Origin of the sequence: Sutcliffiella sp. FSL R7-0096, assembly GCF_038595065.1 — a bacterium.
In the GTDB taxonomy this organism is placed as follows: Bacteria; Bacillota; Bacilli; order Bacillales; family Bacillaceae_I; genus Sutcliffiella_A.
The window spans coordinates 3,366,849-3,380,971 of the sequence record NZ_CP152003.1 but is presented as its reverse complement, the minus strand read 5'-3'; the positions used below and the strand labels follow the sequence as shown (position 1 = coordinate 3,380,971).

General features: G+C 44.2%; 15 protein-coding genes. 13 read left to right on the top strand and 2 right to left on the bottom strand.

The window, feature by feature from the left end; translation table 11 throughout:
* Positions 1 to 296 precede the first annotated feature (296 nt).
* The 11 genes from safA (at position 297) to yajC (ending at position 10,382) form a co-directional block, all read left to right on the top strand.
* Positions 297 to 1,793 carry a SafA/ExsA family spore coat assembly protein gene (gene safA / locus MKY77_RS17345; RefSeq protein ID WP_339147031.1) on the top strand — a complete coding sequence of 499 codons (1,497 nt, stop codon included), beginning with the start codon at positions 297 to 299 and terminating at the stop codon, positions 1,791 to 1,793.
* A complete protein-coding gene (locus tag MKY77_RS17340) occupies positions 1,777 to 2,757 on the top strand; it encodes a hypothetical protein (protein ID WP_339147030.1) in 981 nt (326 codons plus the stop codon). The genes safA and MKY77_RS17340 overlap by 17 nt, the downstream gene beginning before the upstream one ends.
* A 32-nt stretch (positions 2,758 to 2,789) precedes the next feature.
* Entirely contained in the window at positions 2,790 to 3,530 is a 741-nt protein-coding gene (nadE, locus tag MKY77_RS17335; RefSeq protein WP_339147029.1) for an NAD(+) synthase, read from the top strand.
* A gap of 100 nt (positions 3,531 to 3,630) precedes the next feature.
* Positions 3,631 to 4,383 (top strand): YhcN/YlaJ family sporulation lipoprotein, encoded by a 753-nt coding sequence (locus MKY77_RS17330; RefSeq protein WP_339147028.1) that lies wholly within the window; start codon positions 3,631 to 3,633, stop codon positions 4,381 to 4,383.
* A gap of 410 nt (positions 4,384 to 4,793) precedes the next feature.
* Positions 4,794 to 5,360, top strand: a complete 567-nt coding sequence (locus tag MKY77_RS17325; RefSeq protein ID WP_339147027.1) for an intercompartmental signaling factor BofC — start codon at positions 4,794 to 4,796, stop codon at positions 5,358 to 5,360.
* A 151-nt stretch (positions 5,361 to 5,511) separates the two neighbouring features.
* A complete protein-coding gene (gene ruvA / locus MKY77_RS17320; protein WP_339147026.1) occupies positions 5,512 to 6,123 on the top strand; it encodes a Holliday junction branch migration protein RuvA in 612 nt (203 codons plus the stop codon).
* 126 nt (positions 6,124 to 6,249) lie between these two features.
* On the top strand, positions 6,250 to 7,251 hold the full coding sequence (ruvB, locus tag MKY77_RS17315; RefSeq protein ID WP_339149852.1) for a Holliday junction branch migration DNA helicase RuvB: 1,002 nt from the start codon (positions 6,250 to 6,252) through the stop codon (positions 7,249 to 7,251).
* Complete coding sequence (locus tag MKY77_RS17310; RefSeq protein ID WP_339149851.1) at positions 7,248 to 7,448, top strand: DUF2905 domain-containing protein; 201 nt, start codon at positions 7,248 to 7,250, stop codon at positions 7,446 to 7,448. The genes ruvB and MKY77_RS17310 overlap by 4 nt, the downstream gene beginning before the upstream one ends.
* Before the next feature lie 186 nt (positions 7,449 to 7,634).
* Positions 7,635 to 8,663, top strand: a complete 1,029-nt coding sequence (gene queA, locus MKY77_RS17305) for a tRNA preQ1(34) S-adenosylmethionine ribosyltransferase-isomerase QueA (RefSeq protein WP_339147025.1) — start codon at positions 7,635 to 7,637, stop codon at positions 8,661 to 8,663.
* Positions 8,664 to 8,934: 271 nt separating this feature from the next.
* A complete protein-coding gene (gene tgt, locus MKY77_RS17300; RefSeq protein WP_010195974.1) occupies positions 8,935 to 10,074 on the top strand; it encodes a tRNA guanosine(34) transglycosylase Tgt in 1,140 nt (379 codons plus the stop codon).
* 44 nt (positions 10,075 to 10,118) lie between these two features.
* Entirely contained in the window at positions 10,119 to 10,382 is a 264-nt protein-coding gene (gene yajC, locus MKY77_RS17295; RefSeq protein ID WP_339147024.1) for a preprotein translocase subunit YajC, read from the top strand.
* Between the two features lie 60 nt (positions 10,383 to 10,442).
* Here yajC and MKY77_RS17290 read toward each other — a convergent pair whose 3' ends face one another.
* Positions 10,443 to 10,832 (bottom strand): TIGR04086 family membrane protein, encoded by a 390-nt coding sequence (locus tag MKY77_RS17290; RefSeq protein WP_237663677.1) that lies wholly within the window; start codon positions 10,830 to 10,832, stop codon positions 10,443 to 10,445.
* A gap of 205 nt (positions 10,833 to 11,037) precedes the next feature.
* Here MKY77_RS17290 and MKY77_RS17285 point away from each other — a divergent pair, with 205 nt between their 5' ends.
* Positions 11,038 to 11,712 carry a DUF421 domain-containing protein gene (locus MKY77_RS17285; RefSeq protein ID WP_339147023.1) on the top strand — a complete coding sequence of 225 codons (675 nt, stop codon included), beginning with the start codon at positions 11,038 to 11,040 and terminating at the stop codon, positions 11,710 to 11,712.
* A 273-nt stretch (positions 11,713 to 11,985) separates the two neighbouring features.
* Here MKY77_RS17285 and spoVB read toward each other — a convergent pair whose 3' ends face one another.
* On the bottom strand, positions 11,986 to 13,542 hold the full coding sequence (gene spoVB / locus MKY77_RS17280; protein ID WP_339147022.1) for a stage V sporulation protein B: 1,557 nt from the start codon (positions 13,540 to 13,542) through the stop codon (positions 11,986 to 11,988).
* Positions 13,543 to 13,714: 172 nt separating this feature from the next.
* Between spoVB and MKY77_RS17275 the strand changes: the two genes are divergently transcribed.
* Positions 13,715 to 13,999, top strand: a complete 285-nt coding sequence (locus tag MKY77_RS17275; protein ID WP_339147021.1) for a post-transcriptional regulator — start codon at positions 13,715 to 13,717, stop codon at positions 13,997 to 13,999.
* The last annotated feature ends 124 nt before the right edge of the window (positions 14,000 to 14,123 follow it).

Sequence of the window (14,123 nt, the reverse complement as noted above, 5' to 3'; positions counted from 1 at the left end):
CATCAACTCGGTGTGTTTTGGCACGAACTCGAGGCATTTTGACATCGACTCACCTCCATTTGGCATGAACTTTATTAAAAAGTTCTTCGTTAGTAGGGTCTTCTCAAGAAAAGCTACGTTAGAAAATATAGCAAAAAATAAAAATGGGCGCCGCAGGGAAAATATCTTTTTTCCCTGCGGTGTCCATGTTTTTTATCATAAACTTCCTTTTTCACGCATATGTTGATGTGAAGAATAGTGGCAAAATGCCTACACAACTCATAGACTGTAGAGACTTTGCTAAGGAGGGAAAATCCTTGAAAATCCATATTGTCCAAAAAGGGGATACTTTGTGGAAGATTGCCCAGAAATATAACGTGAATTTCGAAGAGCTAAAGAAATCGAATTCACAATTAAGCAATCCTGACATGATTATGCCTGGAATGAAAATAAAAGTGCCGATGGCAGGGGTACCTGTCAAGAAAGAAAGCCAAGTGATGGGTGTGACGAAGGAAGCACCAAAGCAAGTGATGGGAGTACAGGCACCGAAAGCGCAGCATCCCTATAAGGAAATGCCGAAAAAGCCTGCAGTGAAAGAACAACCGGTTAAAGAGGCTCCGAAAACACCATACACACCTAAGATGCCTCAGCTGAAACCGTACTTTCCTGAAGTGGAAGTAAATAATTACTTTCAGAAACAGCCGACGAACATGAAAATGCCAAATGAAAAAATGCCTAATGAGAAGATGCCGAACATGAAGATGCCTAACATCAAAATGCCAAACATGAAAATGCCGAACATAAAGATGCCAAATGTTAACATGCCTGTGAACATACCAAAACCGAAAGAGGAAAGCCCGGAGCAGGTATTGGGTGTAGAACAGCCAGCTCCTCATATGGAAGAGTGCTATCCAATTTCACCGGTTTTACCTGGTAGCGGATTATGCCCACCACCGTGTCCGCCAAAACACCACCATCACCACCATGGTTGGGGACCAGGCTGGGGAGCTCCAGGAATGGGAATGCCAGGAATGATGCCTGGAATGCAGGGAATGGGAGTGCCAGGGATGATGCCTGGGATGCAAGGAATGGGAATGCCAGGGATGATGCCTGGAATACAAGGAATGGGAATGCCGGGGATGATGCCTGGAATGCAAGAAATGGGAATGCCAGGGATGATGCCTGGAATGCAAGGAATGGATGAATCGCAAGTAATGGGAGTTCAACAAGGCGAAGAATCCCCAGACGTGGATTATGGTCAAATGCAACAGCAAATGATGCAGCAAATGCAACAGATGCAACAAATGGGCCAAATGCCGAACATGAGTAATGAAGAGATGGAAAGCGCAGTAATGGGTGTTCAGGATCAGATGAGTCAAAACGGCATGCAAGGAATGGGAATGCCACAGATGATGCCAGGTATGCAAGGAATGGGAATGCCGCAAATGATGCCAGGTATGCAAGGAATGGGAATGCCACAAATGATGCCACAAGGAATGCCAATGGGTCCGATGGGTGGAATGGGCGGTTATCCGTGCTATCCGATGGGGCCGGTTGCTCCCGGTTCAGGTTTCGGACCGATGGGTGGTGACCAACAGCAGGTAGCAGGAGTAGGAACCAGCTCTGGTGGCGACTGTGGCTGTGGAGCACCACAAGGCTATCGCAGCGATGTTCCATATGGCTATGCCCCTTACGGCTACCCAATGGCACCTTCGGGATATTATAATCCACAAGGCTATGGTTATGGAAACACTAATGAAGAGCGGAATGAAGGATCGGATTTCGAAGGTCCAGAATATGATGATGAAAACTAACCAACCTACTTTTAGGGACGATTTCAATCGAAATCGTCTTTTCTTCCGTTTAGCACATGAAACAAATATGAACATTCAATCCTACAATAAAATAAAAGATAATCTTTACAAAATCCAAACGGATGATGGAAGTTACATTATAAAGGGCTATTATGAATACGGGAACCTTGATTCCATCATCCATTTCAGCCGCTTTCTGCATAAAAGCGGTTTTCATAACGGTCTTATGTATGAGCAGTTTGGCCAAGGAACGTACGTGATGAACGAACAAGGGCGTTATTGGGTGCTGACACGCTTTCTCTCTGCGAAAAGAAAGTTCACTTATTTGAAGAATGAGGACAGGATGGATGGGTTGATGGTTCTCCGGGATTTTCATCACCATTCCAAAAAGATTTTTCCTGACCTCCTACCAGACCTACCTGTTGAAACAACGATGCAAAAGTGGAGAAAACGAATTGAAATATTTGAGCAGAACGTACCTTTTTTAGCAAAATGGTTTAATCCTGGAGTAATTAGTGAAATTCAATACTATAGTCATCTTGCGCTTGATGCCTTGTCTTCCAATTTTAAGGAATCTGAAGCTGTAGTCCTGCACGGGGATGTCGCAAGTCATAATTTTATTCGAAGTACAGATAATAAAGTGTATTTAATCGATTATGACCTCCTTTCCATAGGGGCTGCTGAATGGGATTATGTTCAGTATGCTAGCAGAATTCTGCCTTTCCTTAGATGGGATAGGACCCTGTTTGGAACGCATTTCTTTTTGGAGGATCTTCTCAACAAGCATCCATGGTGTTGGACGGCGCTTTCTTTTCCAATGGACATCCTAAGAGAGGGGAATTCATTCTCCCAAACAAGGGATGAAAAAGGGGTACCAAGTAGTTATGCGAATCTTTCCTTTTTTATTTCTACCTGGAATCATCGCAAACAGTTTTTGACGAATTTCAACAATCTGATACAATAATCAATAATGACAAATGGAGGGAAGAATACGTAATGGAAGAAAAAATTGCCAAGTTAGTACAATGGATTCAAGAAAAAGTGAAGGATTCAGGATTAAATGGAGCAATTGTCGGGGTTAGTGGAGGAATCGATTCCGCAGTCGTCGCACATCTCATCAAAAGAGCATTCCCTGAAGATTCCCTCGGTGTGATTATGCCGTGTAAAAGTGACCCTAAAGACCAAGAATATGCACTTGAAGTAATCGAGAGCTGTGGAATATCCCACACGACCATCGATCTTTCTGAAACACATACCGTCCTTTTTTCCGCCATGGAAAAACAATTGAAGGAAAAAGGCGAATGGAACGAGGAAACATCCCGTCTTGGTGATGCTAATACACGTGCACGCCTTCGCATGACCACTCTTTATGCAGTAGCCAACAACTATGGGTATCTGGTAGTTGGAACAGATAATGCTGCTGAATGGCATACCGGTTATTTTACAAAATACGGAGATGGCGGAGTGGACTTAGTACCTCTTGTGAATTTCACCAAAGGCGAAGTTCGTGAAATGGCTAAAGTGCTTGGAGTACCGGATAGCATCATTAATAAACCACCTAGTGCCGGACTATGGGAAGGTCAAACAGACGAAAACGAAATGGGAACAACTTACAATATGATTGACAGCTACCTTAAGGGTGAGGAAATTCCCGAAAAAGACAAGCAAATCATTGATAGAATGCATAAACGCACGGAACATAAACGTCAATTGGCATACAGCCCTCCAAAATTTTAAGAAGTTGGAGAGAACTAACAAAATAAAAACCCCCTTAACTTGTCACCCTAATGGAGAGTACATCTTTTGTACTCAACTGACTCGTTAGGGGGTTTTTACATTGAGGAAGTCACTATTCACTGTAACCTCTGCGGCACTTTTAGTTGGCGGTCTAGCTGGATGCGGCCAAAAGGAAAGTGCAACAGACAATAGGTATTATCAGGAAACAAGACCTATTGGTTATTATACAAGCGAACACAATCCTTATGTAAACAATGACCGTACACGTCGCGAACCGGAAGAAAGGGGCAATGCCCGTCTTCTGGAAGATAATGATGGTCCTTTGAATGAAATACTGGACCGTTCTGTTGTCTATGACGAAAACAGAGTAAGACGTAATAAGGACAAGGGAGTCAGACAAACAAGAAATAGAACGGACAACAGAGGGTTTATGAACATCGGGTATGATACTCCACGTTTCAGCCGTACAGATAGAAATTATCACGAAAGCTTGAATGGCATAGATCATGTCGGCAACCCATCTTATTATAATATCTACGATGGCAGATTAGCCGATCGTTTAGTAAAGCGTGCGGAGCAGGTAGATGGAGTGAGAAATGCACGTGCCCTTGTCAATGGGGATGATGTCATCGTTGCAGTAAACCCCGAAAACAATGCAGATACAAGTGATCTAAAGCGTGAGGTACAACGTGCTGTGAAACCACTTGTGGAAAACAAAGAGTTACGTATTTCTACAAAGGAAGGTGTCTATAACACGGTCCAAAGTGTGGATAATGACCTGAGGGACGGCGAGTGGCACTTACGAGACTTGGATGATACGATGCGTGGACTTACACGTACGATGACTAGATAAACCCTTTTGAGCAGCCTCTGATTAATGGAGGCTGTTTTTTGATGATAAATGCAAAACAGTTGACTTCCGTTCCAGGCGCTTCTAGGGAGCATTCTCAAAATACTTAAGGCGACTGAAAAAATACATTATTTTAGTAATCTGTTTCATACCACTGTTGATTTCCGCAAACTGCTTCACTTATCCAGAGGGCGATCTTGAGCCTCCTCCGGCCATGCGGGGTCTCTCTGCGCGCTCTCTGCACACCTTCCGCTACATTCAACTAGTATCTGATTTATCTCTTTATCAATATTATTAGAAAAATCATCCACATTGCATGGTTATTATTCCTAAATATGGTCAAACTAAAAAAGATAAGACTAGCAAATTACTTAGAAATTAAACTAAACAGAATGTGAGGGGGCAATGTAACAATGAAACCCATCATACTAAAAAAGTGGATTTTACTTGTCACAGTTTTTGCAACCGCGTTTGGATTGTTTTATACGTTTGCCACATTTGAAGGTGCTGCAGATGAGAATGAATATGTAGATGAAGAGGTATTGGAGGATGCATTTGAAGTAAGTGGTCCTTTGACACTGAAGGTCGTCTTGGAGCGAATCTATCTGGATGGAGAAGTCAGTGAAGAGATCCTGGATGAAACTGTTTGGGCAATGGAGGATTTCTGGGCTCAATATGAGGATTGGCAAGTCATCGATCTTGATAGTGAGCAAGTAGTGTTTCAACAGTATATTGACGATATCTCCCCACTCTTGAAGTCGAACGGTTATTTCGGTATCTCTGAAGAAGGCATTCTGACTATTTATGAAGGGAAGCCCACAGAAGCATCCAAGATCATTCAATCCTTTTTCCAAATTGATGTCGGCAAGCTGGAAAGCCACCAGCATGAACAATTAAAAGGCGGAATTAAAGTGGTGAACAAGGATGACTATGTACAGGTGCTTGAAACCTTCAAGCCTTATACCACCAATAAACAATAGACAGACCGGCACTCTGCTGGTCTGTTTTTTTAGCGTTGTATGCTTAACAATTATATTAAATTATGCTATCTTTTTCTTTTGAGCCGATTGTTTGTTCTATTCATGGTAAAATGGAGAATAGAAGTTGAACATAAAGGGGAGTATTTGGACGTTGATTGATTTTATCAAAGGTTTTGTGGCATATGTGTCACCGGAATATGTCGTGGTGGAAGTGATGGGAGTGGGTTATCAAGTTAATGCCCCCAATCCTTTCATTTACCGCGTAGATGCGGATAAAGAAGTGACCATTTATACATATCAACATGTGAGAGAAGATATATTGGCCCTTTACGGCTTTAAAACACGAGAAGATAAGAACTTGTTCATGAAACTCTTGAATGTCACAGGGATTGGGCCCAAAGGGGCGCTTGCTATTTTGGCTTCCGGACAGCCGGCACAAGTTGTTCATGCCATTGAAAACGAAGATGAAAAATTCTTGGTGAAATTTCCTGGAGTCGGAAAGAAAACAGCTAGGCAGATAATTCTTGATTTGAAAGGCAAATTGAATGATCTAGTACCAAGTGCCTTTCCTGATTTGTTTCAGCCTGACGTGGAAGTCAGTGTTCCTGGTGGGAGTAGCACCGCACTTGATGAAGCATTGGAAGCTTTGAAGGTATTAGGATATGGTGATAGGGAAATCAAGAAGGTTGTACCTGCTTTGCAAAAGGAAGATTTAACAACCGATCAATATGTAAAGAAGGCTTTGCAGCTGCTTCTCAAGTAGTCTCTGTTGCATCATTAGTTAATTAAGCTGTTGAATGTAGTACAGGGAGGAAATCAACAGCGACGTTTTCTTAGGAAGTATATTTATATGGGGGACTATTCTGTCCCGGAAAGGGGGAACCCAATGATGGATGACCGCATGGTTTCACAAGATGCTACTCTAGAAGAGCATTCCTTGGAATACAGCTTACGACCACAGACGCTTCAGCAGTACATAGGTCAAGATAAAGTGAAGGAAAACCTGGAAGTATTTATCCAAGCGGCAAAAATGCGCCAGGAAACGTTGGATCATGTTCTGCTTTATGGCCCGCCAGGACTCGGTAAAACGACGCTTGCTGCGATCATCGCCAATGAAATGGGGGTCCAGCTCCGCACGACTGCAGGCCCTGCGATTGAACGCCCAGGTGATTTGGCTGCCATCCTTTCTGCCCTTGAGCCTGGAGATGTGTTGTTTATTGATGAAATTCACCGCCTTCATCGCTCCATAGAGGAGGTCCTTTATCCAGCAATGGAGGATTACTGCTTGGATATAGTGATTGGAAAAGGCCCAACCTCAAAATCTGTCCGTTTGGATCTTCCTCCTTTCACACTTGTTGGCGCTACCACAAGGGTCGGCTTACTGACGGCACCGCTAAGAGACCGCTTTGGCGTCCTTAGCAGATTAGAATACTATAACGAAGCACAGCTTACCGAGATTTGCCTCCGCACCGCCCAGATTTTGGAGATAGGCTTAGAACAGGATGCGGCAACAGAAATAAGCAGAAGAGCGAGGGGAACGCCGCGAATCGCCAACCGTCTTCTACGTCGTGTCAGGGATTTTGCGCAGGTATTAGGAAAAGATACCATTAGTGCGTCCCTTGCAAAAGAGGCGCTTGATCGCTTGCAGGTGGATAAACTCGGACTCGACCATATCGACCATAAACTGTTGATGGGAATCATCGAAAAGTTCCGGGGGGGACCTGTAGGGGTGGACACCATTGCCGCTACTATCGGTGAGGAATCCCACACCATTGAGGATGTTTATGAACCATACCTTCTTCAAATCGGATTTCTTCAACGAACCCCACGAGGTCGCGTTGTAACAGACCTAGTCTATCGACACTTCAATATGGAGGTGCCAAAAGAATAATGGAACTGCCTAAAATGCTGATGGTAGTTGGAGCGGTACTTTTAATTGTAGGATTGCTCTGGCAAGTCGTCGGCAAGATACCGGGAGACATCGTTGTGAAAAAAGGGAATATGACATTCTTCTTCCCTATCGTAACCTCCATCATCATCAGCATCGTACTCAGTCTGGTGTTTTATTTTATTGGTCGCTTTAGGTGAAAAAAGATTCTACCTGTAGACTAAAGTGCAAGGTGTGAGACTCCTGCGGAGATAGCGGTAGGTTGGGACCCCCTGAAGCGTTGTGAGAGGCTCAAGCACATGCCACTCTGGGTAAGCGAACCCCTGGAACGCAAGGATACAGGAGTTAACGAGATACAAAGATAGCAAACAAGAAAAGGTGACAGTATGAAGATAGATTTATTTGATTTCCACTTACCAGAAGAACTGATAGCACAAACCCCACTTGAACAAAGAGAAGCCTCACGCCTAATGGTGCTGAACAAGGAAACAGGAAAACTTACACATGAACCCTCTTTCCGATCCATATTGGAGTACGTCAATGAAGGCGATTGCCTCGTATTAAATGATACAAGGGTATTGCCGGCTCGACTTTTTGGTGTGAAAAGTGAAACCGGAGCAAAGATTGAGGTACTTTTATTAAAGCAGCTTGAAGGCGACACATGGGAAACCCTCATCAAGCCTGCCAAACGAGTAAAAGAAGGCACTGTGGTGTCCTTCGGTGACGGAAGGCTGACTGCAGTATGTACCGGTGAAAGCGAGCATGGTGGCAGAAAGCTCGATTTCCGCTATGAAGGTATCTTTTACGAAGTGTTAGACAGTCTAGGTGAAATGCCACTTCCTCCATATATCAAGGAACAATTAGAGGACCGTGACCGTTATCAGACTGTTTTTGCAAGAGAAACAGGTTCAGCTGCAGCTCCGACTGCTGGTCTGCATTTTACAGAAGAACTACTAGCAGCATTGAAGGATAAAGGGGTACATACCGCTTTCATTACCCTTCACGTAGGACTTGGGACATTCCGCCCTGTGAGTGTGGATTCCGTAGAAGAGCATGATATGCATGCAGAGTTTTATCAGATGTCAGAAGGTACTGCAAGACTTTTGAATGATGTGCGTAGCAACGGGGGAAGAATCATCACGGTGGGGACCACTTCCACGCGGACGCTAGAAACCATCGCACGTGATCATGGTGAGTTTAAAGAGGCGAGCGGTTGGACAAACATATTCATATACCCAGGTTATAGGTTTGCTGCCATTGACGGTATGATAACAAACTTCCACTTGCCAAAATCAACCTTGATCATGCTTGTCAGCGCACTTGCAGGTCGTGAAAATGTCATGCACGCCTACGAAGAAGCAGTCAACCAAAGATACCGCTTCTTCAGTTTTGGCGATGCCATGCTGATACTTTAAAAATTGAAAGAGGCTGTTTCTTTGTAATGATGGCTTACCTGTAGATTGAAGTGCAGGGTGTGAGACTCCTCGAAAATGCTAACGCATTTTCTTCGTGGGATGAATCGCTCCGAAGCCTTCCTTGTCCTGTGGGGGAAACGGTAGCTTGGGACCCACAGGCGAAGCAGAGGAGGCTCAAGCACCTCCTCTGGATTAGCGAACACCCGAAACGGAAATCTACATGAGTTAACCAAGCAACGAAATGCTTTATAGAAATCCTAAGGAGAATACAATGACAGCAATCAGATACGAACTAATCAAAACATGTAAACAAACAGGAGCACGTTTAGGCATCGTCCACACCCCACACGGAAGCTTCGAAACTCCCGTATTTATGCCGGTGGGAACACTTGCAACGGTCAAGACGATGTCCCCTGAAGATGTCAAAGCAATGGGTGCTGGAATCATCCTGAGCAACACCTACCACCTATGGCTGCGTCCAGGTAACGAGATCGTCAAAGAGGCAGGTGGCCTTCATAAATTTATGAACTGGGATCGTGCCATCCTGACAGATTCAGGCGGTTTCCAGGTCTTCAGTTTAAGCGACCTACGGAAAATCGAGGAAGAGGGGGTCCACTTCCGGAATCATATGAATGGGGATAAACTTTTCCTATCGCCAGAGAAAGCGATGCACATCCAGAACGACCTTGGCTCTGACATCATGATGGCTTTTGACGAGTGCCCGCCATACCCTGCGACACATGAATACATGAAAAAGTCAGTGGAGAGAACCTCCCGCTGGGCAGAGCGTTGCTTAGAAGCACACCAACGTCCTCAAGACCAAGGCCTTTTCGGTATCGTTCAAGGTGGGGAGTATGAGGATCTCCGTAAGCTAAGTGCACAGGATCTTGTTTCTATGGACTTCCCTGGCTATGCAGTAGGTGGACTTTCTGTTGGAGAGCCAAAAGACGTGATGAACCGCACACTGGAGTTTACGACACCTTGGCTGCCGACGGATAAACCGCGTTACTTGATGGGAGTTGGATCTCCTGACTCCCTTATTGATGGAGCAATTCGAGGAATTGATATGTTTGACTGCGTACTGCCGACTAGAATTGCCCGAAATGGGACATTAATGACTAGTGAAGGGCGCCTGGTAGTGAAAAATGCAAAATTTGCACGTGACTTTGGACCGTTGGATCCGGAGTGCGACTGCTATACTTGCACAAATTATTCCAGGGCTTACATCCGTCACCTAATCAAATGTGACGAAACTTTGGGAATTAGACTTACAACTTACCATAACCTTTATTTTCTGGTAAAATTAATGGAGGATGTCAGACAAGCGATCCGCGAAGATCGTCTGGGGGACTTCAAAGAAGAGTTTTTTGAGAAATATGGATTCAATAAACCGAATGCGAAAAACTTCTAAAATCTCTTCCCATACATGACTAGTGAGAAAGGAGGCGTTACAACATGGATGGAATGGCTGGTGCTATTTTACCTTTAGTATTAATGTTTGCTATTTTCTACTTCTTGTTAATTCGCCCACAACAAAAGCGTCAAAAGCAAGTACGTAACATGCAGACAAACCTGCAAAAAGGGGACAAGGTTGTTACAATCGGTGGATTACACGGTATCGTGGATGCATTGGATGAGGACAAAATCGTCATCAAAGCAGGAGACGGATCTCGTCTTACATACGACCGCCAAGCGGTTAGAGATGTAGTTCAAGACTAATGTACAAGTAAGAGCATGAATCCCTTGGGACCATGCTCTTTTTTCATGCAGTAAACATAGTTATGCTTTGGACACATATCCCCCGCTCAGGTTCACCCCGATAATTCCCCCAAGGGCGGCTGTCCCAATAAACCCAAGATGGAATAGTAGTTGGTGTAGGGTGAATAAGGAGTCGTTTCCTAAATACTGAAAAAGGAAGATGACCAGCGTGTACGCTCCCCCAGTTGCTCCCCCAAGCAACCACCCCTTTTCCTTTCCTTTCCCTCCAGACACAAAGCCTCCGATGAAAAGTGTGATGAAAGATAATGTCACAATAATCCAGGCGACACTGGTTTCCTGCAGAGAGGTGAAACGTAAGAGTAATGAAAATAAAAGACTGATTCCTATCGCGAACATAAAAACGGTGATCAGACCATACATGATGGCCAATCCAAGTCGTTTTGATTCCATCTGGATTCTTCCCCTTTCTTGGTACATGCTAAGTAATACAAGCATATTCACGAGTTGAAACAAATAGAATATAAATATTTTCTACGAGTGGCCTTACTGGGAGTTACTACGGAATTTGGTAAAGACTTCATGTCATGAAAAAACCATCTTTGTTTAAGACTAGAAGTAATCATGCTTAATTATGGTGAGTCTAGGGGGAATGATGATGGAAGATTACATACTGATAATAGGCAGGACCATTTTTCTTTATATTATCATCCTCATTATCTTTCGTGTCATGGGCAAGCGGGAAATTGGTGAACTGAGTGTCTTAGATCTTGTCGTCTTCATCATGATTGCCGAAATGGCAGTGGTGGCTATAGAAAACCCAAAGGACCCGCTTAGTCATTCTATGTTGCCGATGTTCTTACTGATGGGGATACAAATACTCCTCGCATATGTTTCCTTGAAAAGCCAGCGGATCAGGGATGTCATCGACGGAAAACCAAGTGTCATCATCAACAATGGGAAAATCGATGAAAACATGATGAAAAAGCAACGCTATAACTTTGACGACCTGCTTGTTCAGCTTAGAGATAAAAATGTGAAAAATGTGGCAGATGTAGAGTTTGCCATTCTCGAACCTTCCGGAAAGCTGTCTGTTTTTGAGAAAAAGAAAGAGGAAGGAACGTCCGTGGAAGACCAACAGGAGGAAGAAGGTACTTTAAATCTCCCTCTCATAATGGACGGAACCATACAAGAAGATCACCTTAAACAGATCAACAAAACAAACCTTTGGCTTAGGCAGCAATTAAGATCCCTTGGGTACAAGGATCTTAAGAACATTTCCTTCTGTAGCTATGATAAAGGTGTGTTTTTTATCGATCTAAAGGATGAATAGCAGATATGGGGGAGATGGGGGGTTGGTTAAAAAAGCGGAGGGTATCGCTTCTTTGAATTAGATCTCCCTTTTGTAAACGGGCGGAAATTCAACATTATGGACGAAAGCAAAGTACAATCGGGCGAACGCTGAAAATACCTAAAGTCGCCCAACTCAGGCTCACCTCAAAGCCAAGCCCCCTCTTATGGCCCCCGCGAGTTCCCGTCAAAATAAAAGAGAATCCTGCCCAAAAGCCGGATTCCCCAAAATCAATTCCATGATAAAAACTCCTATTCACCTCGCCAGCCATTTCTTCAAAAATGGTAGCCTGGCGAGCTCATCTCTTTTAACTAGGCCGAAAATCAGCAATAACAACAAATATAATAGGCAGGTCAGCAAAATCATCAGCCCGCTCCGTTGTCCAACTCCAAGGCTTAGCCAGAGATGGTCATGCATCCACAAACCAAATGCTACACACACACCCATCGTAATAAAGCTCTTGATATAATCTCGCACATAAAGCGAGTAGGAGAGGACCTTCATGATGGTTGCCATATGCAACAAGGTGACGAGCATCATGCCGATGACGATCCCGAGTGCTGCCCCCATGATTCCAAATGCGGGCTTACTCGCCAGAATGAAGATGACCGCCGTCTTTACTGCCGCACCGATAAAGCTGTTAATCATGGCTGCCTTTGCAAGGTCGAGTGCCTGAAGGGTTGCCTGGAGGGGTCCCTGGAAGTAATAGAACAAAAAGAATGGTGCCATCACTTTAATATAGATAGCTGCTTTGCTGCTGCCATACATCAGTAGCATGATTGGCTCTGCATAAACAAAAAGGAGTACGACGGCAAGACCGCCAGTTACAAAGGAAAGTCTCAGTGCTTGCTGTAGGCGATGCTCAATGAGGATGCTATTTTTTTTGGCAGCTGCTTCACTTATGGCAGGAACAAGGGCGGTGGATAAGGAATAAGTAATAAAGGATGGTAACATCATGAGCGGCAGGGCAAAGCCTACCAGTTCCCCGTATTGCTTGGTGGCCATGGCGGTTGCGACACCTGCGATAGCCAAGCTTTGTGCGACGACTATCGGCTCAAAAAACCAGGCGATGGACCCGATCATCCTGCTTCCGGTTGTAGGTAGGGCGATTCTCATCAGATCCCTGAAGGTTTCCTTTCCTTCCCCAACGTAATTAAAGAATTTTGCACGCAAGCGGAACGCCTTTTTGTTTTTAAAAACGAATAACATGTACAGTAAAGACATCAGCTCACCGACGACAGCAGATAGCATGGCACCTGCTGCGGCGTATTCGATGCCATAGGGTAGTAATGCTTTTGTACAGGCTGCTACCAATGATATTCTTACAACTTGCTCGATGACCTGTGAAATGGCCGATGGTTTCATGTTCTGTCTGCCTTGGAAGTATCCTCGCAATACAGAGGAAATGGCAATGATCGGCACTACCGGCGCTATGGCCATTAAAGGATAATAGGTTCTTGGGTCTGTGAACAGGTGGTTGGACAGGTACGGAGCGAGGAGAATCATGGCGGGAGTGAAGACAAGGCTGAGTGCTCCGGTTGTTGCCAGGGAAACGACCAGTATTTTTTTTATTTTACGATGATTACCCTGGGCCTCGGCTTCTGCCACCAACTTAGAAATGGCAACAGGTAACCCAAGCTGCGTAATGGTGATGGTCAGGACAAGGGTTGGAACGGCCATCATATATAGTCCCACGCCTTCTTCCCCGATAAATCTTGCCACCACAATTCGATTCACAAAACCTAGTACGCGCGTAATAAGTCCTGCAACAATCAATATTAATGTCCCTTTAAGAAATGTTTGCTTTGTCATGTGATTCCCTGCCTTCTCAATTACGGAGATTTCATATACAATTATCTATATGCAGTGGAGTAGGCCAAGCATGACAAGTATTATGAAGGTGCATGGAAGAGGGAAAGAAGGTTATCCGATTAAAGCATACGTAACGAATCAGAGAGTGAATTGAATGGGGGTTCAATGAACAATGAAGAAGGAAACCGATGCACAGCATGCTTATGATCTTTTCCGGTACGAGTTGGGGCCAGTTCTACAAAGTAAACTGGAGGAATTTCAGTTATTCGGATATGATACCGTATCAGAAGATGAACTGTGGGAATGCTTGACAAAAAAGAAATGGAAGCGCCCAGAAACGAAAAGGCTGTTTGAGCTGGTCAATGATGTGTACAGTTTATCGGTCACCGACTATATGAGCTACATCACGATTGAAGCATATAAGGCACCAAACTACTTTGCATCACAAAAAGATTAAATTTTCAGCAAAAATTGACAGTCATTAATGGATGAATCATAATGGTACATGATGGCATGAAAACGGCTTTTATTGAACGATTTTACATAATTATACATACTGGGAATGTGAAGCATGTAAGCTA

Coding starts and splice junctions, on each gene's coding strand:
- MKY77_RS17340 (WP_339147030.1), top strand. CDS start 1,777: ATGATGATGAAAACTAACCAACCTACTTTTAGGGACGATTTCAATCGA.
- nadE (WP_339147029.1), top strand. CDS start 2,790: ATGGAAGAAAAAATTGCCAAGTTAGTACAATGGATTCAAGAAAAAGTG.
- MKY77_RS17325 (WP_339147027.1), top strand. CDS start 4,794: ATGAAACCCATCATACTAAAAAAGTGGATTTTACTTGTCACAGTTTTT.
- ruvB (WP_339149852.1), top strand. CDS start 6,250: ATGGATGACCGCATGGTTTCACAAGATGCTACTCTAGAAGAGCATTCC.
- queA (WP_339147025.1), top strand. CDS start 7,635: ATGAAGATAGATTTATTTGATTTCCACTTACCAGAAGAACTGATAGCA.
- tgt (WP_010195974.1), top strand. CDS start 8,935: ATGACAGCAATCAGATACGAACTAATCAAAACATGTAAACAAACAGGA.
- yajC (WP_339147024.1), top strand. CDS start 10,119: ATGGATGGAATGGCTGGTGCTATTTTACCTTTAGTATTAATGTTTGCT.
- MKY77_RS17290 (WP_237663677.1), bottom strand. CDS start 10,832: ATGGAATCAAAACGACTTGGATTGGCCATCATGTATGGTCTGATCACC.
- MKY77_RS17285 (WP_339147023.1), top strand. CDS start 11,038: ATGGAAGATTACATACTGATAATAGGCAGGACCATTTTTCTTTATATT.
- spoVB (WP_339147022.1), bottom strand. CDS start 13,542: ATGACAAAGCAAACATTTCTTAAAGGGACATTAATATTGATTGTTGCA.
- MKY77_RS17275 (WP_339147021.1), top strand. CDS start 13,715: ATGAAGAAGGAAACCGATGCACAGCATGCTTATGATCTTTTCCGGTAC.